The sequence below is a fragment of the Blastococcus sp. SYSU DS1021 genome (assembly GCF_054050995.1).
On the sequence record NZ_JBJHAL010000011.1, the window covers coordinates 65,395 to 84,422 of the forward strand.

The following is a 19,028-nucleotide window of genomic DNA, read 5'->3' on the forward strand; positions in this document are numbered from 1 at the left end:
GCCGGGCCTGCGCCTAGGGTTTGCCCATGCGTGATTCGGAGGACTTCGTGATCGACGTCGGGGCCCTCCTGGAGAAGGTCGAGGCCGCGCCGCCCATCGAGGCGGTGGAGGCCGTGACGGACGCCCTGGGCGCAATGGTCGAGGCCCGCAGGGTGACCCTGCTGATCGCCGATTTCACCGGCCGGGCCGTCGTCCGGCTGACATCCGCCGTGCCCGTCGAGGGCGCGCGCGAGCGCGGGGCCGAGCAGGCCGAGACGCTGCCGCTGGACGGCACGGTCTACGAGCAGGTCCTGCGGACGCAGGAGGCCGACGTCCGGGAGTCCGCCGGCGGGGCGGTGATGGTCGTGCCGGTCACCGACCGGGGCGACGCGATCGGCGTGATCGAGATAGAGCTGGCCCGATACCCCTCCCAGAAGGAGATGGCCGACGTCCGCAACGCGGCGCACGCGCTCGCCTACGTCGTCATCGCCGCCCGCAGGCACACCGACGTCTTCGAGTGGGGCCAGCGCACGACGCCGTTCGCGCTGGCGGCGGAGATCCAGCGCCGACTGCTGCCGGCGTCCTACACGTGCGAGGCCGGCCAGTTCACCCTCGCCGGCTGGTTGGAGCCGGCCAGCTCGGTCGGTGGGGACACCTTCGACTACACGCTCGACCGCGACCGCCTCCAGCTGTCGATCACCGACGCCGTCGGCCACCAGGTCTCGGCAGCCCTGCTGGCCACACTCCTGGTCGGCGCCCTGCGCAACGGCCGACGCCGCGGCCTCGACCTCGCCGAACAGGCCAGGTACGCCAACGACTCCCTGGCGGAGAACGCGGACGCCGGGCAGTTCGTCACCGGGCAGCTGGTGGAGGTGGACCTGCACGCCGGCACCGCGACCGTCGTCAACGCCGGGCACGTCCTCCCACTGCGGCTGCGCGACGGCCGGGTGGAGGAGATCGAACTACGGGTCGAACCGCCGTTCGGCGTCGTGCCCGGCAAGTCCTTCGGCGTCCAGCCCTTCCCGCTCGAGCCCGGGGACCGGATCGTCTTCCTGACCGACGGCATGCAGGAGCGCAACGCCGTCGACCTGGACGTCGCCAGGGCTCTCGCCGACACGGCCGACCTTCACCCGCGTGAGGTGGTCCGCGCCCTCGGCCGGGCCGTGCTCAAGGAGACCGGCGGGGACCTCCGCGACGACGCCACGATGATCTGCCTCGACTGGTACGGCGGGCCGCCCCGGTCGCGCACCACCGAGCAGGGGGCCGACCCTGACATCACCTCGCCCCCTGCCTGAACCCGGCGTCCGGACCATCCCGGGCCGGGGCCGGTACGGTCTGAGGACGATGCGCATCGACCGGGCCGGGTGGCCTTTCATCACCGGACCCCTCCTTCCCGCGGCCGGCCTCGGCGTGGCCGGACGCCGGTGGGCCGTCTGGCCGTTCCTGGCCCTCTCGGCCTACATGGCCCTGTTCTTCCGGGATCCCGACCGGCGGTGCGACACCGTGCCGGCCGATCCGGACGACGTCCTCTCCCCCGCCGACGGCGTGGTCATGGTCGCCGGCGAGCCCCAGGAAGGGGTGGCGCCCGACGACGCCCCCGAGGGCGGCTGGCAGCAGATCAGCGTCTTCCTGTCGGTGGTCGACGTGCACGTGAACCGCTCCCCCTACCGCGGCGAGGTCGTGGAGAGCTCCTACCGCAGGGGCAGCTTCCTGGCGGCCTACCGCAAGGAATCGGCGCACCGCAACGAGCGCAGCGAGCTGCGGCTCCGGGACGGCGACCGCACGGTCGTCTTCCGCCAGATCGTCGGGGTGCTGGCGCGCCGGATCGTCACCCGCACCGGGCCGGGCCGCACGCTGGCGACGGGGGAACGCATGGGGCTGATGAAGTTCGGCTCCCGCATGGACGTCTTCGTGCCGCGCGAGTGCACCCTCACCGTGACCAAGGGGCAGCGCGTGCGCGGCGGCGAGACCGTCATCGCCCGCTGGCCCTCGGCCGGCTGAGGGCATCGGCGTGCCCAGCTCCGCGTCCGGTGAGCGCCGTCCGCAGACCCGTCGCACGGCCACCGTCGAGTTCGTCCGCGGTTCCGTGCGGGGAAGCCGGCGCCGCGCGCTGGCCACGCTGCCCAGCCTGTTCACCCTCGGCAACATGCTGTGCGGCTTCGGCGCGATCCTGGTCTCCATCCGCGGTCAGTACACCCTCGCCGCCGTCCTGATCGGGCTCTCGGTGCTGTTCGACATCACCGACGGCGCCGTCGCCCGGCTGGTGGGCGCGGTGACGCCCTTCGGCCTGCAGTTCGACTCGCTGGCCGACCTGGTCTCCTTCGGCCTGGCACCGGCGCTGCTGGCGTTCACGCTGTTCTCCGAGGGCCGCGACGAGTGGGACCCGGTGGGCTGGGTGGTCTGCTTCCTCTGGGTGGCGTGCGCGGCCATCCGGCTCGCCCGCTTCAACACCACCATCGACCCGACGGCGGACAAGCGGTACTTCATCGGCATGCCCAGCCCCGGTGCGGCCGGTGTCGTGCTCGCGTCGGTGTTCGCGTTCGGCGACGACATGCAGGGCCGCGACCGGCTCTGGGTGCTGCTGGTGGTCGCGGTCCCGGCCGTGCTGATGGTGACCAACATCCGGTTCCGGTCCTTCCGCTCGCTGGTCAGCCCCAAGAGCGGTCGCCCCTACGGGCTGGTCGCCACGGCTGTGCTGCTGGTGATCGGTTTCGCGCTGTTCCCCGTCGTCACCGGGTGCCTGCTGGCCTACGGCTACCTGCTCGCCCCGGTGCTCGTCCCGGTGCTCTCCCCGCTGGGCCGGCTGGTGCCCGGACGGCTGAAGGAGGCCCTGTCGTGAGCGTGCGGCCGATCCGGCCCGCCGACGTCCCCGCCGTTGTCGGCCTGGTGCGCGAGCTCGCCGAGTACGAGCGGGCCCTCTCCGAGGTCCGGCTGACCGAGGAGCAGCTCACCGACTGCCTGTTCGGCGAGTCCCCGGCCCTCTTCGGTCACGTGGCCGTGCGCGACGGTCAGGTCGTGGGCATGGCCCTGTGGTTCCTCAACTTCTCCACCTGGCGCGGCACCCACGGCATCTACCTCGAGGACCTCTACGTCCAGCCGCGGCACCGGGGCACCGGCCTGGGCAAGGAGCTGCTCCGCACGCTCGCGGAGGTCTGCGTCGAGCGCGGCTACTCCCGGCTGGAGTGGTCGGTGCTGGACTGGAACACCCCGTCGATCGAGTTCTACCGGGCGGCCGGCGCCGTCCCCATGGACGAGTGGACGGTGTTCCGCCTGACCGACGACGCGCTCGCGTCGTTCGCCTCCGACGACCGAACCTGACCGCGCGGCGCTAGCGTTCGACCCGTGACCACCGAGCGCGGACCGATCGAGTGCTGGCTGACGGACATGGACGGGGTCCTCGTCCACGAGGGGAACGCCCTGCCGGGTGCCAAGGAGTTCCTCGACCGGCTGGTCGAGCGACGGCGCCGGTTCCTCGTCCTGACCAACAACTCCATCTTCACGCCCCGCGACCTCGCGGCCCGGCTCAGCCGGACCGGCCTGCTCGTACCCGAGGAGGCGATCTGGACCTCGGCACTCGCGACCGCCGACTTCCTCGCCACCCAGCTGCCCGGCGGCTCGGCGTACGTCATCGGCGAGGCGGGGCTGACCACCGCGCTGCACGAGGTCGGGTACGTCATGACCGACACCGATCCGGACTACGTCGTCCTCGGGGAGACGCGCACGTACTCGTTCGAGGCGATCACGCGGGCGATCCGGCTGGTGGAGGGCGGCGCCCGGTTCATCGCGACCAACCCGGACGTGACCGGCCCCTCGCCGGAGGGTCCGCTGCCGGCCACCGGCTCGGTGGCCGCGATGATCACCGCGGCGACCGGCGCCAAGCCGTACTTCGTCGGCAAGCCCAACCCGATGATGTTCCGCAGCGCGATGAACCGGATCGAGGCGCACTCGGAGTCGACGATCATGGTGGGCGACCGCATGGACACCGACGTCGTCGCCGGTATCGAGGCGGGCCTGGAGACGGTGCTGGTCCTCTCCGGGTCCACCTCCGCGAGCGAGGTGAGCCGCTTCCCGTTCCGGCCCAGCCGGGTCCTCGACTCCATCGCCGACGTGATCGACCTGGTCTGAAGAAGAACCCCGTCGCCCAACCCCCTACCGGCCCCCTTCAGGAGCCCGCCCCGAGCGTGACAGGGGCGGGGGGACGGACGTCCTCGTTCAGCGGCCGTCGTACGCGAGCCGCGAGTCGGGCGCGGCCAGCAGGTAGAGCACCGCGCCCACCAGCGCCAGGATCGGCAGGCCGATCAGCGGCTGCTGCGCGGAGAAGGCGAACGTGAAGCCGGTCAGCCCCAGGAACAGCTGCATCGCCACCACCGGCGCCCGGGCCCAGCCGGCGACCCGCCACAGCCCTCGCGCGGCGGCCCCGAGCACGCCGGCGGCCAGCGCGGCCAGCACCACCTCGGCGAGCGCGCGGGACACGCTCTGCGGGGCGCCGGTCAACGTGAGGTAGAGCAGCACCAGCGCGCCCACCGCGAACGCCACGGCCTCCAGGGCCACCGCCAGGGCCGCCCGGCGCAGTGACGGCGGCGCCTCCGTCGCCGGCCCGGCGGGGCGCGGCGCCGGCTGGGCGGCGGTGGCGCCGAACAGCCGGTCGGCGAGGCGACGGGGCGGCGGGGTGGGCGCTCCGCGGTCCTCGGTCACGACGGCGAGATTACGCCCGGGCCCGGGCTGCGGTGCCCACCGGACGTCCTGCCGCATCCACGCCGGGCCGCTGGATAGCCTGGCGGCATGCGCGCGCTCGTGGTCGTCAACCCTGCGGCCACGACCACGACCGCCAAGATGCGCAACGTGCTCGTCGGCGCGCTGGCCAGCGAGCTGAAGGTGGACGTCGCCGAGACGACGCACCGGGGGCACGGCCGTGAACTGGGCGCTCGGGCGACCGCCGAGGGCATCGACGTCGTCGTCGCCCTCGGCGGTGACGGCACCGTGAACGAGGTGGTCAACGGCCTGCTCACCGACGGGCCCGGACCGGCCGTGCCGACGCTGGCGGTCGTGCCGGGCGGGTCGACCAACGTGTTCTCCCGGGCCCTCGGCCGGTCGCGCGACCCGGTGGAGGCGACCGCCGAGATCCTCGCCTCGCTGCGCGCCGGCCGGACGCGGTCGGTGTCGCTGGGCACCGCGAGCGCCACCGGCACGAGCACCGCGGCGGTCACCGGGGTCGCGCCGGAGGCGGCAGAGGCGGTCGCCCGGGCCGACGCCGACGCCGACGGCCCGGGGTGGACCGCCCCCCGGTGGTTCGTGTTCGCCGCCGGCTTCGGGTTCGACGCCGAGGTGATCGCCCGGGTGGAGGCCCATCGCGCCCGGGGGCGCCGGTCGACCGGCGCGCTCTACGTCCGGGAGGGCACCAGCGCCTTCCTGTTCGGGCGGGAGCGGCGACGCCCGGCGATGACGCTCCAGGTGCCCGGCGAGCCACCCGTCGAGGAGCTGTTCCTCTGCCTGGTGTCCAACGTCAGCCCCTGGACCTACCTGGGGGCGCGACCGGTCAACCCGACGCCGCAGGCCTCCTTCGACACCGGGCTGGACGTCTTCGCCCTGGGCCGCATGGGTGCCGCCCGGATGCTGCGCGCCCTGCGGCAGACCATGCGGCCCGAGCCGGATCTGCGCGGACGCGGCCTGCACCGGTGGCACGACCTCCGGGAGCTGACGATCACCGCCGTCCGGCCGCAGGGTTGGCAGGTCGACGGCGACCACCTGGGCACGGCTACCGGCGTCCGGATCACGGACGTCCCGCACGCCCTGCGCGTGATCGCCTGACGGCTCTTCTTGAGCGATCGGCTCTTGAGCGATCGGCACGGCTTTTCCCCCCGCCGGGTGGCGGGCCTAGCACGGGCGTGGTGAGGTTGCTCACGCGGGGGTCAGCGTCGACCCCGATTCGCTTGACAGGCGTCCGGCACGTGAAAACATCGCTGCTGGGACGCAACCTGCCGGTAACAAAGCAGGCAGTCGCTGCCGCCAAGACGCTGGGTGACCGGTGTCGGCCCGGCGATCGCAGACCGAGCAAGGCGACTGACGCACCGACCGCAGACGACATCGAGGAGTACAACGCCATGGACTGGCGCCACCGCGCGCTCTGCCGGGACGAGGACCCGGAGCTGTTCTTCCCGATCGGGACGACCGGCCCCGCTCTCGTCCAGATCGAGCAGGCCAAGGCCGTGTGCCAGCGCTGCCCGGTGGTCTCGTCGTGCCTGGACTGGGCCCTGCGCTCGGGCCAGGACTCCGGTGTCTGGGGTGGGCTCTCCGAGGACGAGCGGCGCGCGCTGAAGCGGCGTCAGGCTCGCACCCGGGTCCACACCGCCTGATCCCGGACCACCACGACGGCCGCCGGGGTTCACCGGCGGCCCACCGCACCACCGCGAACGCACCGACCGCCACGAGGCCGGTCCGGGTCCTCCCGGACCGGCCTCGGCGTCGTCCGGGACGGTGCAGCTCTCACCGCCGCGGCCGGGCGGTGCAGGGCAACGTCAGCACGACCTCGGTGCCCGACCGGCCCTCCAGCGTCCCCATCGTCAGGCTCCCGCCCAGCTCGCTGGTGACCAGCGTCCGCACGATCTGCAGGCCGAGCCCGTCGCTCGTCGCCGGGTCGAAGTCCGGTGGCAGGCCCTGCCCGTCGTCGCGGACCCGGACCCGCAGGTCGTCCCCCTCGCGCTCGGCGACCAGCTCGATGACCCCCGGCTCCCCCTCGGGGAACGCGTGCTCGGCCGCGTTGTGCAGCAGCTCGGTCACGGCGAGGACCAGCGGGGTCGCCGCCGCCGCGGGCAGCTCGCCGAACGAGCCGGTGCGGCGGGTGCGGGCCGCGGGCCCCACGGAGGTCAGGTCACCGAGCATCGGGAGCACCTGGTCCAGGACGTCGTCGACGTCGACGACGTCCTCCCGGCTGCCGGCGAGCGTCTCGTGCACGACCGCGATGGACGCCACGCGGCGCACCGACTCCTCCAGCGCCGCCCGGGCCGCGGGCTCGGTCATCCGGCGGGCCTGCAGACGCAACAGCGCGGCGACCGTCTGCAGGTTGTTCTTCACCCGGTGGTGGATCTCCCGGATGGTCGCGTCCTTGGTGAGCAGCGCCCGGTCCCGACGCCGCACGTCGGTCACGTCGCGGACCAGCACCAGCGCCCCGGGCTCGGCGCCGGGGGCGTGCAGCGGCAGGGCCCGCAGGAGCAGCGTCGCGCTGGCTGCCTCGACGTCCATGGGGTCCAGGTAGCGACCCGCGATCGCCGCGGTGATGCCGGCGGCCGCCGCTTCCCCCGCCACGCGGTCGGTGACCACGCGGCACGTCACCTCCGCGAGGACGGCGCCGGCCAGGTCGCCGACCACCCCGATCCGGCGGTAGGCCGAGAGGGCGTTCGGGCTGGCGTAGGTGACCCTGCCCGCCCCGTCGAGGCGCACCAGCCCGTCCCCCACACGCGGGCTCATCTCCGCGTCCTGCGCCCTGACCGGCGGGAAGGTGCCCGCGGACACCATGAGGCAGAGGTCGGCGGCGATGTCGAGGTAGGTGAGCTCGAGCGTCGACGGCGCCCGCGTCACCGCGAGGTTGGTGTCCTTGGCCAGGACGGCGATCCCCACGCCCTCGTGCCGCACGGGGATGACCTCGCGCCGGCGCGGGGGCGTCCCCGACCGGTCCGGTTCCCCGTCGGTGACCGGCCGCCCGTCGCGGAGCGCCGCGGTGAACGACCGCGCCGCGTCGGCGTCCACCTCGACGCCGACCATGTCCTCCGGTCGGCTGGTCGGCGCGGTGAGCGGGCGGACCTGGGCGACGCACCACCACGATCCCGAGGACAGCGGCACCCAGAGCGTCAGGTCGGCGAAGGCGAGGTCGGCCAGCAGCTGCCAGTCGGCGACCAGCCGCCGGGCGTGGTCGATCTGGGCGGGGCTGGACGCCGTGCCACGGGTGAGGCGCTCCGAGAGGCTGCTCATGGTGCCCCGAGCCTATGGCCCGTCCCGAGGCCCACCCCGAGCGGGCGAGCGGGACCGGGTCCTCTCCTACGCTGCACCGCGTGCCTCCCCTCCCCGCCGTCCGCATCGAGCCGGCGGCCCCCGCCGACCACGACCGCATCGCCGCGCTCACCGTGGACGTGTACGTGCGCGGCGGCCTGGCGTCGGCGGGGTACGCCGCCGAGCTGGCCGACGTGGCCGGTCGTGCGCGGCTGGCCGAGCTGCTGGTCGCCCGCGACGAGGCCGGCCGGCTGATCGGCAGCGTGGCGTTCGTGGCGGGCGGCGAGTTCGGCGAGGTGCTCGAGTCCCCCGACGAGGCCGGTTTCCGCATGCTCGTGGTCGACCCGCGGGCGCAGGGCCGCGGAGTGGGCGCCGCCCTGGTGCAGGCGTGCCTGGCCCGCGCCCGCGCGGCGGGCCGGCGGCGCGTCGTCATCTCCACCGGCACGCGCATGCGCGCGGCCCACCGGCTCTACGAGCGGCTGGGCTTCACCCGGCTGCCGGCGCGCGACTGGACGCCCGCCCCCGGCGTCGACCTGCTCGTCTACACCCGCGACGTCTGAGGCCCCGTCCAGGGGACCGCCCCGAGCCTGCGAGGGGTGGGGAGGACGGGGTCCTTTCTCAGGCGTCGGCGACGGTGGCGATGAGGTCGCCCTCCTGGAGGACCTCGCCCTCGACCACGTGGAGCTCCTGCACGGTCCCCGCGCGCTCGGTGAGCACCGGGATCTCCATCTTCATGGACTCCAGGATCACCAGCGTGTCACCGGCGGACACCCGCGCACCGGGCTCCACCAGGACCTTCCAGACACTGGAGACCATCTCCGCGTGGATCTCCTCGACCGCCACCGGAACCTCCCGCGCCCGCCCGATCATGAGCCCCCATCCAAGCACGGGCCCCGGGCGTCAGGTTCCGGGGAAGGCGCGCCCCTCGGCCAGCCCGCCGAGCACCGCGCAGACCTCGGGGCCGTCGTGCGGCACCCCGGCCCCGGCCAGCCCGGACAGCGCCAGGCCGGCCGCACGCGCCGCCGCCGCGACGTCGTCCGCGCCGGCGCTCACGGTGGCCAGCAGCGCGTCGTACCAGCCGTCCAGCCGGTCACCGGGGTCGTAACCGCTGACCGCGACCAGGTCGACGCCGCCCTCGGCCGCGGGCGGGCGCCCGGAGCCGGGGAGGCGACCGCTGATCCGGCCGGCTCTCCCCGGCGGGAGCGTGGCGCGCAGCTGTGCGACGACCGCCGCCCGCGGTTCGCTGCGGGCCACGGGGCCCGGCCCGGGGACCCGGGGTCCGACGGCGCTGCGCAGCGCCAGCTCGACGGCGTCGACGCCGTGCGACCGCTCGAGCACCGCCATGTCCAGCGAGAAGCCCGCGGCGACCTCGGCCAGCTCGCCGTCGGGGGCGATGCCGACGGTGACCAGCCCGCGCCAGCCCACCTCGGCGAGGCGGTGCGCGGCCGCGGGCAGCTGCCGGGGCTCGCCGGGGGTCCAGGACACCCGTGCGATGCCGGCGGCACGATCCCGGGCCACCGAGGTGGCGAAACGCAGTCCGTCGGCGGTGACCCAAGCGAGAAAGCCGCGTTCGCTGGCCGGCTCCACGCCGTCACCACCGAGGCGTTCCAGCACCTCGGCATCGGGACCGCCCCAGCGCAGCCCCGCCCGGACCACCTCGGCGGCCAGTCGCGCGTTGCCGGCCAGGGCGGGAGGAACCGGGAGCACCGTGTCGGCTCCGCTGCGCCGGGCCGCCTCCACGATCCGGTCGACGGCCAGGTAGGACTCGGCGGCCGGCGCAGGCCCCAGCAGCACTGCGTCGTCGGCCAGGCGGACGTGCCGTGCCGAGCGCTCCGTCTCGCTGTGCACCGCCACCGCCTTGAGGCCGAGCCGCTGGCACGCCCGGACCACGGCGCACCCAGCGGGTCCCCGTCCGGCGACGAGGACGGTCTCGATCCCCAGCTGCGGCACTGCTGCTCCTCCTGCGTTCGCCCTGCCCGGCGCACGGCCGGCTCTCCCCGTGAGAGGCTTGCCGGGTCAGCTTGGCGGGTCCGTCAGCGCGGCGCACCCCGCGTGCGCCGGCTCCGGCCCCCCGCACAACCCACGGGCCGCCCGGCCCACCAGCAAGTATGAGAGGAGGGCAGCGATGTCCAAGCGCGGACGCAAGCGTCGCTCCCGCAAGGGGAACAAGGCCAACCACGGCAAGCGCCCCAACGCCTAGAAGGACCCCGTCCTCCCCACCCTTCGCAGGCTCAGGGTGGGCCCCTGAACGGGGCCGGACGCCAGAGGCCCAGAACCCGTCGGGTTCTGGGCCTCTGGCGTTCGCCCCCCACTCAGGCGGTGGGACGCTCTTCCGAGTGCTCGATCGTCAGCCGCTCGACGCTGACCTGGGTCCCGTCCTCCTCGAACGAGACGCTCGTCAGCTGCATCTTGATGCGGTCGCGCAGACCCGACGGCGGCTTGTCGCCACCGCAGCGTCGCCGGACCAGCGCCTTGAACTCCTGCTCGATGCCGAACTGGCGCAGACAGGGCGAGCACTCGTCGAGGTGCTCGGCGATCACGCCCCGGCGCTCGTCGGAGGTCTCGTGGTCGAGGAACTCGAAGACGTGCGTCAGGACGTCGTCGCACGAGTTGATGTCGAGGGGCTCACCGGCCCCCTGCTGGTCGCTCACGGGCGGGTCGCCTCCTCACCGGCCCCGGCGCGGACGAAGCCCCGCTCCCGGGCGTAGTCGGCCAGCAGCTTCTGCAGCCCTCGGCGACCGCGGTGCAGCCGGGACATCACCGTGCCGATGGGCGTGCCCATGATCTCGGCGATCTCCTTGTAGGCGAACCCCTCGACGTCGGCCAGGTAGACCGCGAGCCGGAAGTCCTCCGGCAGCTGCTGCAGGGCCTCCTTGATGTCGGAGTCCGGCAGGTGGTCCAGCGCCTCGATCTCGGCCGACCGCAGGCCCGAGGAGGTGTGCTCCTCGGCGGCGTAGAGCTGCCAGTCCTGCACCTGGTCGGTGGGGTACTGCTGCGGCTGCCGCTGCTTCTTGCGGTAGCTGTTGATGTAGGTGTTCGTGAGGATCCGGTACAGCCAGGCCTTGAGGTTGGTGCCCTCGGCGAACTGGTGGAACGCGGAGTAGGCCTTCACGAAGGTCTCCTGCACCAGGTCCTCGGCGTCGGCCGGGTTGCGGGTCATCCGCAGGGCCGCCGGGTAGAGCTGGTCCAGGTAGGGCAGCGCGTCGCGCTCGAACCGGGCGTCCCGCTCGGCGCGGGTCTCGGCGAGCTCCGTGCGACTCCCGCCCTCGCGGGCCTCGGGCACCTCCACCGGCGCGCCCTCGGGCAGCTGACCGGGGTTGTCGACCACGGAATCCTCAGGCACCGACCGTCCTCTCCGGGGCCCCCGGACGCGGGGCACCACGTCGGTCAATCCTAGCCGTGCGGCGTCCGGACGGCCCGGGGGACGCCGGTGCACAGCCCGTGCGCGAGTGGTGGAGACGCTGCTGCTCACGGCCGGTGCAACGGCACCGGCGGCCGCGGCCATTCCCGACAGGCCGTGCTCGCTACGCTGCGGCGCCGTGGCGGCAACCCCGGCGGTACGGGTCCTGGAGCAGGCGAACGTGGCCCACACGCTGCACCCGTACGACCCCGAGCACCCGGCCGACCAGGGCCACGGCGAGGCCGCGGCCGCCGCGCTGGGGGCTGATCCGCGGCAGGTGTTCAAGACCCTGGTCACCCGGGTCGACGGCGTCCTCACCGTCGCCGTGGTGCCGGTCAGCGGGACCCTCGACCTCAAGGCGCTGGCCACCGCCGCCGGTGGACGCAAGGCGGCGATGGCCGACCCGGTCGACGCCGAGCGGGCCACCGGCTACGTCCTCGGCGGCATCAGCCCGCTGGGGCAGCGCAAGGCGCTGCCCACGGTCGTCGACGCCTCCGCCCTGGACTTCCCGACGGTGCTGGTCAGCGCCGGGAGGCGCGGGCTGCAGCTGGAGCTGCCCCCGGCCGAGCTGGTGCGGCTGACGCGCGCCCGCACCGCCTCCATCGGACGCTGAGGTCAGGGCGCCGCGTACGGCGTCAGGAGCTGGTCGACCGGGGCGAAGTCGTCGGTCAGCACGCGGGCGTCCCCGATGAACCGGGTCAGCTCCTCCCCCTCCGCCACCTGCCAGGCCAGGTCCCGGCGGGTCAGCGCGGCGGCGATCTCCTCGGCGGGCAGCGGCCGCTGCGACCCCACCGCGATGACGTTGCCGCCGTCCTCCCCCGCCAGGACCGGCGCGCGGGCCAGGAGGACCACGTGCTCGAACACCTCGCGCATCGTGGCCAGCTCGGCGCGCACGAACGACAGCGGTGGGTGGTCGATGAGGTTGACCGCGTAGACGCCGTCGTCGGCCAGCGCCCGGTCGACCAGCTCCAGCGCCTCCCGGGTGGTCAGCTGCCAGGGCACGGAGAGCCCGCCGAAGGCGTCGCCGACGACGAGGTCGCGCTGCCCCGCCGGCTCCTCGGCCAGCCCGACCCGGCCGTCGGCGACCCGCACCCGCAGGTCGGCCGACGTCTCCAGCCCGAGCTGCTCGCGGTCCATCGCGACCACGCCGGGGTCGACCTCCACCACCACGCTCTCGGTGCCGGGCCGCACCTCGGCGAGGTACCGCGGCAGCGTGAGCCCACCACCCCCGACGTGCAGTGCGGAGATGGGCTCGCCCGTGGGGAAGACGGCATCGGTCACCGCGGCGACCGCCCGGATGTAGGCGAACTCCAGGTGGGTCGGGTCGGCGAGGTCGACGTAGGAGTGCCGGAGGGTGTCGAGCATCAGCACCCGGCCCGAGGGCCGCTCCGGATCGGCCACCACCCGCGCGCAGTGGTAGGCCGTCTCCTCCTCGCAGGGGGTCGGGGCGACCGCGGCGAGGCCGGCGCCGACGACGGCCAGGACGAGCAGCCCGGCCGGGACGGTGCGCGGCCCGCCACCGCGCCGCAGGACCACGCCGACCGCCACGCCGGTGAGCACGGTAACCGCACCGGTGGCGACGAGGATGACGCTGCTGGGCAGGACCGCCACGAGCACGAACCCGGTGGCGAACGTCGCCGCGATCCCCCCGAGCGTGCCGATGCCCGACAGCCGCCCGACGACCGCGCCGGTCTCGTCCAGGCTGGCGAGCTGGAGCTTCACGACCATCGGCGGGACGGCGGAGAGCAGCGCCGCGGGCACGACCACGGCGACCGCGGCCAGCAGCAGCACGCCTCCGGCGTCGGCCCCGCTGAGCAGCGAGCCGGTGAACCGGACCAGCGGCAGCACGGCGACGACCAGGGCCCCGCCGGCGATCAGCAGCGGCGCCAGCAGCCGGCGCGGGTCCGTGCGGTCGGCCGTCGCACCACCCAGCCACGCGCCGACGGCGATCGCCGCGAGGGCGAAGCCGATCACGGCGGTGCTCGTCTGGACGGTCACGCCGACGTAGGGCGCGATCAGCCGAAGGCCGACGATCTCCAGCACGAGGACCGCGCCGGAGCTGAGGAAGGTCAGCCCCGCCGCGACCCAGGCCGGCAGCGCGCCGCCCGGTGGTGGGGGTGGCGGCGGCGTGTCGACCGGAGCACCGGCGGATGCCTCGTCCGCTGCCACGTCAGAACAGCGCCGGCTGGTCGGCGGGGGCGTCCACGCCGTCCGCCCGGGCCAGCAGCTCGGGGCCGTTGTTGCGCACGCTGTTGACCGCCGGGCTCACCGGCCGCAGCTCCAGGCCGGCGACGAGCTCCGGCGGGGTGGACCGGGCGAGCTCCACCACGTCCTCGCGTGCGGGGTCCAGCCACTCCGCCCAGCGCTCCCGCGGGAGCACCAGCGGCATCCGGTCGTGGATCTCGGCGAGCGCACCGGTGGCCGGGGAGGTGACCACGGTGCACGTGTAGAGCCGGTCCTCCCCCTTTCCCCAGACCTCCCAGAGGCCGGCCATGGCGAGCACCGACCCGTCCTCGGGGGTGATGAAGTAGGGCTGCTTGGCCGGGGAGTCCAGGCGCTTGGCCCACTCGTACCAGCCATCGGCCGGGACCAGGCACCGCCGCGAGCGCGCCGCGCTGCGGAAGGCCGGCTTCTCGGTCAGCGACTCCGCCCGGGCGTTGAGCATCCGGTTGCCGACCGACACGTCCTTGGCCCACGAGGGCACCAGCCCCCAGCGCACCGCCCGCAGCTCGCGGAACCCTCCACCGGTCGGCACGCCCTCGGCGTCGCGCTCGCGGGCGTGCCGGACGACGTAGACGTCCTTGGTCGGCGCCACGTTGTAGTCGGCGGCCAGCGGCGGCTGCCCGCCGGCCGGGACCGCCTCGAACTCGAGCGCGAGGTCCTCGGGCTTGCGGCTGGCCGCGTAGCGACCGCACATGACGCCTCCTCGAGGGCACGGGGCTGTTCCCCCAGCACTGTAGGTGCGGCCACCGACGAGCCGGCGCCCGTGCGTGTGCCAGCGACCACCGGGTAGGGGCCCCCTGTCGGAACGCTCGACGAGAGACGAGGATCACCGCGTGACCGCGACGCAGAACCCACCGACCGACCACCCGAAGACCGCCAGCGACAGCGCCGACCGGCGCTACGCGACGGTCAACCCCTTCACCGGCGAGACGGAGAAGGAGTTCGACTTCACGCCGACCGAGGCGATCGACGGCATCATCGAGCGGGCGCACGCCGCCTACCAGCAGTGGCGCGAGCTCCCGGTCGCCGACCGCGCCGCCGTGGTGCGCCGAGCCGCCGAGCTGATGGACGAGCGCCGCGAGGACCTGGCGAAGCTCATCACCACGGAGATGGGCAAGCGCCGCGACGAGGCCACCGGTGAGCTGTACCTCTGCTCGATGATCCTCAAGTACTACGCCGACAACGGCCCCGGCTTCCTGGAGCCGACGCCGATCCAGCCGCTGATGGGCAAGGGCGAGGCGGTCATCGAGACCCGCCCGATCGGCGTCCTGCTCGCCATCGAGCCGTGGAACTACCCCTTCTACCAGGTGGTCCGGGTGGCCGGCCCGAACTTGGTGCTCGGCAACACCGTCATCCTCAAGCACGCCGAGATCACCCCGCAGTGCGCGGTGGCGATCGAGCAGCTGTTCGCCGACGCCGGTGCACCCGAGGGCGTCTTCACCAACACCTTCCTGCGCATCTCCGACGTCGAGCAGGTCATCGCCGACCCCCGCATCCAGGGCGTGACCCTCACCGGGAGCGAGCGCGCCGGCAGCGCGGTCGGCGCGCTGGCGGGCAAGCACCTCAAGAAGTCGGTGCTCGAGCTCGGCGGCAGCGACCCGTTCATCGTGCTCGACGCCGACGACATGGCCGCGACGGTCAAGGCCGCGACGATGGGCCGGATGCAGAACACCGGGCAGGCGTGCACCGCCTCGAAGCGGCTGATCGTCACCGAGGAGCTGTACGAGCCGTTCGTCGAGGGGCTGAAGCAGGCGTTCTCGACCTTCTCCCCGGGCGACCCGGCCGACTCCTCGACGTCGCTGGCGCCGCTGTCCAGCGAGCGGGCCGCGCAGGACCTGCACGCGCAGATCCAGGACGCGATCGACAAGGGGGCGACCGTGGTCGCCGGCGGCCGGCGGCCCGACCGCCCGGGTGCGTTCGTCGAGGCCACGATCCTCACCGACGTCACCCCGGACATGCGCGCCTACAGCGAGGAGCTGTTCGGCCCGGCCGCCGTCGTCTACAAGGTGAAGGACGCCGACGAGGCGGTCGAGCTGGCGAACAACAGCGCCTTCGGCCTCGGCGCCACGGTGATGAGCAGCGACCTCGACCGCGCCCGCGCGGTGGCCGAGCGGCTGGAGGCCGGGATGGTGTGGATCAACCAGCCCACCGGCTCCTCCCCCGAGCTGCCGTTCGGCGGCATCAAGCGCTCGGGCTACGGCCGGGAGCTCTCCGAGCTGGCGATGTTCGAGTTCGCCAACCGGCGGCTGCTGCGCACCGTGCCGGTCAAGAAGGCCGACAAGCCGCAGGCGGGCTGATGGAAGGACCCCGTCCTCCTCTCGCCTCGCACGCTCGGCGCGAGCCTCGGGACGGGGCCACGGTGCGGCGCGGGTGACCGGGCAGACTGATCACGTGTCAGACGTCTGGTCCGCGCCGCACCACCCGGCTCCCGTCGACGCCGTCGTCACGCTGCCCGGCTCCAAGTCCCTCACCGCGCGGGCGCTCGTGCTGGCCGCCCTGGCCGACGGCCCCAGCCGGCTGGTCCGCCCGCTGCGCGCCCGGGACACCGACCTGATGGCGGCGGCGTTGCGGGCACTGGGGGTGCGGGTCGACGAGGACGGCGAGGACTGGCTGGTCACCCCGGGCGGGCTGCGGGGGCCGGTGACGGTCGACGCAGGCCTGGCCGGCACCATCCTGCGGTTCCTGCCGCCGGTGGCCGCCCTCGCCGACGGCGACGTGACGGTCGACGGCGATCCGCGGCTGCGTGAGCGCCCCAACGCCGGGCTGATCGGCGCCCTGCGGGCACTCGGGGTCGAGGTCGACGACGACGGCCGGGGCCGGGCACCGTTCACCGTGCACGGCACGGGGCGGGTGCGGGGGGGCGCGGTCACCGTGGACGCGAGCGAGTCCTCGCAGATCGTCTCCGGGCTGCTGCTCGCCGCGGCCCGTTTCGACGAGGGCATCGACCTGGCCCTGACCGGCGGGGTGCCGTCGATGCCGCACGTCGAGATGACGGTGACGACCCTGCGCGAGCACGGCGTCGACGTCACCGGCACCGGGAGCGGCTGGCGGGTGGTCCCCGGGCCGGTCGCGGCGCTGGACCGCGTCGTCGAGCCCGACCTCTCCAACGCCGCCCCGTTCCTCGCCGCCGCGCTGGTGACCGGCGGGCGGGTGACGGTCCGCGACTGGCCGGCGGTGACCACCCAGCCGGGCGCGCAGCTGGACCGGCTGCTGGCCGCCATGGGCGCCTCCGTCGAGCGGACCCCCGACGGCGCGCTGCGGGTCACCGGCGGGGCGGGCGTCCGCCCGCTCGTGGCCGACCTCGGCGAGGTGGGCGAGCTGACGCCGGTGCTGGCCGCGCTGTGCGCCCTGGCCGACGGCCCCTCCCGGCTGACCGGGATCGCCCACCTGCGCGGGCACGAGACCGACCGGCTGCAGGCGCTCGACGAGGTGCTCACCGCCGTCGGCGCCCGGGTGCGGCAGCTGCCCGACGGACTGGAGATCGCGCCCGGCCCGCAGCGGCCGGCCCTGCTGGACTCCTACGCCGACCACCGCATGGTCATGGCGGCCGCCGTCCTCGGCCTGGCCGTCGAGGGGGTCCGGGTGGCCGACCCGGGCGCGGTCACCAAGACGCTGCCCGATTTCCGTGAGCGGTGGTCGAGGCTGCTGGGCGGGCCGGGCGGAGCCCTCTCGTGAGCGCGCAGCGCGGCGCCCGGCGCATGGACGAGGACGACGTCCGGGTCCGGCCGAGCCGCCGTGGCTCCCGCCCCCGCACGCGTACCCGCCCGACGCACGCCGACGCCGTGCCCGGTCTGGTGATCGCCGTGGACCGCGGACGCATGACGGTGCGGGTCGACGGGCCCGACGGCGCCGTCGACGTGACCACCATGCGCGCCCGCGAGCTCGGCAAGCACGGCGTCGTCGTCGGTGACCGCGTGCGGGTGGTCGGCGACACCAGCGGCCGCACCGACAGCCTTGCCCGCATCGTCGCGATCGAGGAGCGCACGACCTCGCTGCGGCGCACCGCCGACGACACCGACCCGACCGAGCGCGTGGTGGTGGCCAACGCCGACCTGCTCGTCATCGTCACCTCGGTCACCGACCCCGAGCCGGCGCTGGGCTTCCTCGACCGCTGCCTGGTCGCCGCGTACGCCGGCGGGCTCGAGCCGCTGCTGTGCCTCACCAAGACCGACCTGGCGTCACCGCAGCCGCTGCTGGACCGCTACGCCGGGCTGAGCCTGGACGCCGTCCCGATGTCGCTGGAGCTGCCGCTGGACGACCTGACCGAACGGCTGCGGGACCGGATGAGCGTGTTCGTCGGGCAGTCCGGCGTCGGCAAGTCGACGCTGGTCAACCGGCTGGTGCCCGACGCCTTTCGCGCCACCGGCGACGTGAGCAAGATCGGCAAGGGCCGGCACACGTCGTCGTCGGCCGTGCTCTTCGACCTCCCCGGCGGGGGCACCGTCATCGACACCCCCGGCATCCGGTCCTTCGGCCTGGCGCACGTCACCGCCGACGACGTCCTGGCCGCCTTCGAGGACATCGCCGAGGCCGCCACCGAGTGCCCACCGGGCTGCGGGCACACCGCCGAGGACCCCGAGTGCGCGCTCGACGCCTGGGCCGCCGCGGGACCGCCGGCCCGGGAGCAGCAGCTGGCCGCCCTGCGCGTCCTGCTGGGTGCGGTGGGCCAGGTCGGCCCCGGTTACTGACGGCGGAACCAGCTCCGCCGCGGCTCGGTGAACAGGTCGTCGGCCATCGGCTCGTCGACCGCCTCGATCTGCAGGTCGTGGCCCTGACCCGCCACGTCGCCCCCGAGGGCCTCGGTCAGCACGCAGGCACCGGTCTGCAGGTCCAGGCGGACCCGGTGCGCCTCGGGGTAGGTGGCCAGCACCTGCTGGGGGTGGTCCCGGTACTCGACGACGTCCACGTCCCGCGAGCGGAGCAGCGAGCAGCACCCGCAGCGCGGCTCGTAGGCCGGCGTCACCCGGGCGACGGCCTCCCACGCCGGGCGTCCGCCGTGCTCGGTCGTGACCACCGTGTCCACCAGCAGGGGCGGCTCGCCGGGCTCCGCATCCGTGTGCGAGTCGGCGAGCTCGGCCGGGTCCAGCATCGCGATCCAGAAGTAGTTCTCGTACATCGGGTCGTCGTGGAGCACTCCCCACGGCCGCTCCGCCACCAGACCGTCGGCCCGCCACACCGGCGCGGCAGCGGGCACGGTCAGGCGCGAATCACGGCCGGCCTGCAGCACCGCGCCGTCGAGGTCCTCCACCCGCAGGGAGTCGGGCCGGCGCAGCCACGCCCGCACGGGCGTGGCCCGCCACGGGTCGCCCGGCCAGGACACCGTGAAGCGGAGCGTCGTCCACCGCCACGGCGAGGAACGCGCGAGGGCGGCGAAGGCATCGGCGGACGGGGTCGGGGCCACGCCGGCAGTCTGCGGGGGCCGGCAGCGGGTCGTCGAACGGAT

General features: G+C 74.5%; 22 protein-coding genes. 13 read left to right on the forward strand and 9 right to left on the reverse strand.

Annotated elements, in window-relative coordinates:
* Positions 1-26: 26 nt before the first annotated feature.
* The 5 genes from ACI8AP_RS10380 to ACI8AP_RS10400 are packed head-to-tail and all read left to right on the forward strand — an operon-like array spanning position 27 to position 4,104.
* The gene (locus ACI8AP_RS10380) at positions 27-1,274 is read left to right on the forward strand and encodes a PP2C family protein-serine/threonine phosphatase (protein WP_456589261.1); all 1,248 of its coding nucleotides are present in this window, start codon (positions 27-29) and stop codon (positions 1,272-1,274) included.
* Positions 1,275-1,323: 49 nt separating this feature from the next.
* A complete protein-coding gene (locus tag ACI8AP_RS10385) occupies positions 1,324-1,980 on the forward strand; it encodes a phosphatidylserine decarboxylase (RefSeq protein WP_456589262.1) in 657 nt (218 codons plus the stop codon).
* A 10-nt stretch (positions 1,981-1,990) separates the two neighbouring features.
* A complete protein-coding gene (pssA, locus tag ACI8AP_RS10390; protein ID WP_456589263.1) occupies positions 1,991-2,818 on the forward strand; it encodes a CDP-diacylglycerol--serine O-phosphatidyltransferase in 828 nt (275 codons plus the stop codon).
* Positions 2,815-3,297: an N-acetyltransferase family protein gene (locus ACI8AP_RS10395; RefSeq protein WP_456589264.1), complete on the forward strand. Its 483-nt coding sequence runs from the start codon at positions 2,815-2,817 to the stop codon at positions 3,295-3,297. The genes pssA and ACI8AP_RS10395 overlap by 4 nt, the downstream gene beginning before the upstream one ends.
* Positions 3,298-3,321: 24 nt before the next feature.
* Positions 3,322-4,104 carry an HAD-IIA family hydrolase gene (locus ACI8AP_RS10400; RefSeq protein ID WP_456589265.1) on the forward strand — a complete coding sequence of 261 codons (783 nt, stop codon included), beginning with the start codon at positions 3,322-3,324 and terminating at the stop codon, positions 4,102-4,104.
* An 87-nt stretch (positions 4,105-4,191) separates the two neighbouring features.
* Here ACI8AP_RS10400 and ACI8AP_RS10405 read toward each other — a convergent pair whose 3' ends face one another.
* On the reverse strand, positions 4,192-4,674 hold the full coding sequence (locus ACI8AP_RS10405; protein ID WP_456589266.1) for a hypothetical protein: 483 nt from the start codon (positions 4,672-4,674) through the stop codon (positions 4,192-4,194).
* Between the two features lie 87 nt (positions 4,675-4,761).
* Between ACI8AP_RS10405 and ACI8AP_RS10410 the strand changes: the two genes are divergently transcribed.
* Positions 4,762-5,787, forward strand: coding sequence for a diacylglycerol/lipid kinase family protein (locus ACI8AP_RS10410; RefSeq protein ID WP_456589267.1), 1,026 nt, complete (start codon positions 4,762-4,764; stop codon positions 5,785-5,787).
* Positions 5,788-6,080: 293 nt separating this feature from the next.
* Positions 6,081-6,332: a WhiB family transcriptional regulator gene (locus ACI8AP_RS10415; protein ID WP_091928851.1), complete on the forward strand. Its 252-nt coding sequence runs from the start codon at positions 6,081-6,083 to the stop codon at positions 6,330-6,332.
* 130 nt (positions 6,333-6,462) lie between these two features.
* Here the strand turns inward: ACI8AP_RS10415 and ACI8AP_RS10420 are convergent, their stop codons facing one another.
* Complete coding sequence (locus ACI8AP_RS10420; RefSeq protein WP_456589268.1) at positions 6,463-7,944, reverse strand: sensor histidine kinase; 1,482 nt, start codon at positions 7,942-7,944, stop codon at positions 6,463-6,465.
* 80 nt (positions 7,945-8,024) lie between these two features.
* Between ACI8AP_RS10420 and ACI8AP_RS10425 the strand changes: the two genes are divergently transcribed.
* Positions 8,025-8,522, forward strand: a complete 498-nt coding sequence (locus ACI8AP_RS10425) for a GNAT family N-acetyltransferase (protein WP_456589269.1) — start codon at positions 8,025-8,027, stop codon at positions 8,520-8,522.
* Positions 8,523-8,580: 58 nt separating this feature from the next.
* Here ACI8AP_RS10425 and ACI8AP_RS10430 read toward each other — a convergent pair whose 3' ends face one another.
* Both ACI8AP_RS10430 and ACI8AP_RS10435 read right to left on the reverse strand, forming a co-directional pair.
* Complete coding sequence (locus ACI8AP_RS10430) at positions 8,581-8,805, reverse strand: biotin/lipoyl-binding carrier protein (protein WP_456589270.1); 225 nt, start codon at positions 8,803-8,805, stop codon at positions 8,581-8,583.
* Between the two features lie 57 nt (positions 8,806-8,862).
* Positions 8,863-9,912, reverse strand: coding sequence for a biotin carboxylase N-terminal domain-containing protein (locus ACI8AP_RS10435; RefSeq protein ID WP_456589271.1), 1,050 nt, complete (start codon positions 9,910-9,912; stop codon positions 8,863-8,865).
* Positions 9,913-10,087: 175 nt separating this feature from the next.
* On the opposite strand from ACI8AP_RS10435, the gene ACI8AP_RS10440 reads away from it, so the two are divergent.
* Entirely contained in the window at positions 10,088-10,162 is a 75-nt protein-coding gene (locus tag ACI8AP_RS10440; RefSeq protein WP_014377707.1) for a 50S ribosomal protein bL37, read from the forward strand.
* 112 nt (positions 10,163-10,274) lie between these two features.
* Here ACI8AP_RS10440 and rsrA read toward each other — a convergent pair whose 3' ends face one another.
* Both rsrA and ACI8AP_RS10450 read right to left on the reverse strand, forming a co-directional pair.
* Positions 10,275-10,613 carry a mycothiol system anti-sigma-R factor gene (gene rsrA / locus ACI8AP_RS10445; protein ID WP_456589272.1) on the reverse strand — a complete coding sequence of 113 codons (339 nt, stop codon included), beginning with the start codon at positions 10,611-10,613 and terminating at the stop codon, positions 10,275-10,277.
* The gene (locus ACI8AP_RS10450) at positions 10,610-11,305 is read right to left on the reverse strand and encodes a sigma-70 family RNA polymerase sigma factor (protein WP_456589273.1); all 696 of its coding nucleotides are present in this window, start codon (positions 11,303-11,305) and stop codon (positions 10,610-10,612) included. Before ACI8AP_RS10450 ends, rsrA begins: the two co-directional genes overlap by 4 nt.
* A 196-nt stretch (positions 11,306-11,501) precedes the next feature.
* Here ACI8AP_RS10450 and ybaK point away from each other — a divergent pair, with 196 nt between their 5' ends.
* Positions 11,502-11,975, forward strand: coding sequence for a Cys-tRNA(Pro) deacylase (gene ybaK / locus ACI8AP_RS10455; protein ID WP_456589274.1), 474 nt, complete (start codon positions 11,502-11,504; stop codon positions 11,973-11,975).
* A gap of 2 nt (positions 11,976-11,977) precedes the next feature.
* On the opposite strand, the gene ACI8AP_RS10460 is transcribed toward ybaK, so the two are convergent.
* Both ACI8AP_RS10460 and ACI8AP_RS10465 read right to left on the reverse strand, forming a co-directional pair.
* Positions 11,978-13,531, reverse strand: coding sequence for a fused MFS/spermidine synthase (locus ACI8AP_RS10460; RefSeq protein WP_456589275.1), 1,554 nt, complete (start codon positions 13,529-13,531; stop codon positions 11,978-11,980).
* Position 13,532: 1 nt separating this feature from the next.
* Positions 13,533-14,279: an SOS response-associated peptidase gene (locus ACI8AP_RS10465; RefSeq protein ID WP_456589276.1), complete on the reverse strand. Its 747-nt coding sequence runs from the start codon at positions 14,277-14,279 to the stop codon at positions 13,533-13,535.
* A gap of 139 nt (positions 14,280-14,418) precedes the next feature.
* Between ACI8AP_RS10465 and ACI8AP_RS10470 the strand changes: the two genes are divergently transcribed.
* The 3 genes from ACI8AP_RS10470 to rsgA all read left to right on the forward strand — a co-directional run bounded on the left by ACI8AP_RS10470 (position 14,419) and on the right by rsgA (position 18,273).
* Positions 14,419-15,882 carry an NAD-dependent succinate-semialdehyde dehydrogenase gene (locus ACI8AP_RS10470; RefSeq protein ID WP_456589277.1) on the forward strand — a complete coding sequence of 488 codons (1,464 nt, stop codon included), beginning with the start codon at positions 14,419-14,421 and terminating at the stop codon, positions 15,880-15,882.
* A gap of 94 nt (positions 15,883-15,976) precedes the next feature.
* Positions 15,977-17,260: a 3-phosphoshikimate 1-carboxyvinyltransferase gene (aroA, locus tag ACI8AP_RS10475; RefSeq protein ID WP_456589278.1), complete on the forward strand. Its 1,284-nt coding sequence runs from the start codon at positions 15,977-15,979 to the stop codon at positions 17,258-17,260.
* A complete protein-coding gene (gene rsgA, locus ACI8AP_RS10480) occupies positions 17,257-18,273 on the forward strand; it encodes a ribosome small subunit-dependent GTPase A (RefSeq protein WP_456589279.1) in 1,017 nt (338 codons plus the stop codon). Before aroA ends, rsgA begins: the two co-directional genes overlap by 4 nt.
* Here the strand turns inward: rsgA and ACI8AP_RS10485 are convergent.
* Positions 18,267-18,986 (reverse strand): hypothetical protein, encoded by a 720-nt coding sequence (locus tag ACI8AP_RS10485; protein ID WP_456589280.1) that lies wholly within the window; start codon positions 18,984-18,986, stop codon positions 18,267-18,269. The two genes, rsgA and ACI8AP_RS10485, sit on opposite strands and share 7 nt — an antisense overlap.
* Positions 18,987-19,028 lie beyond the last annotated feature (42 nt).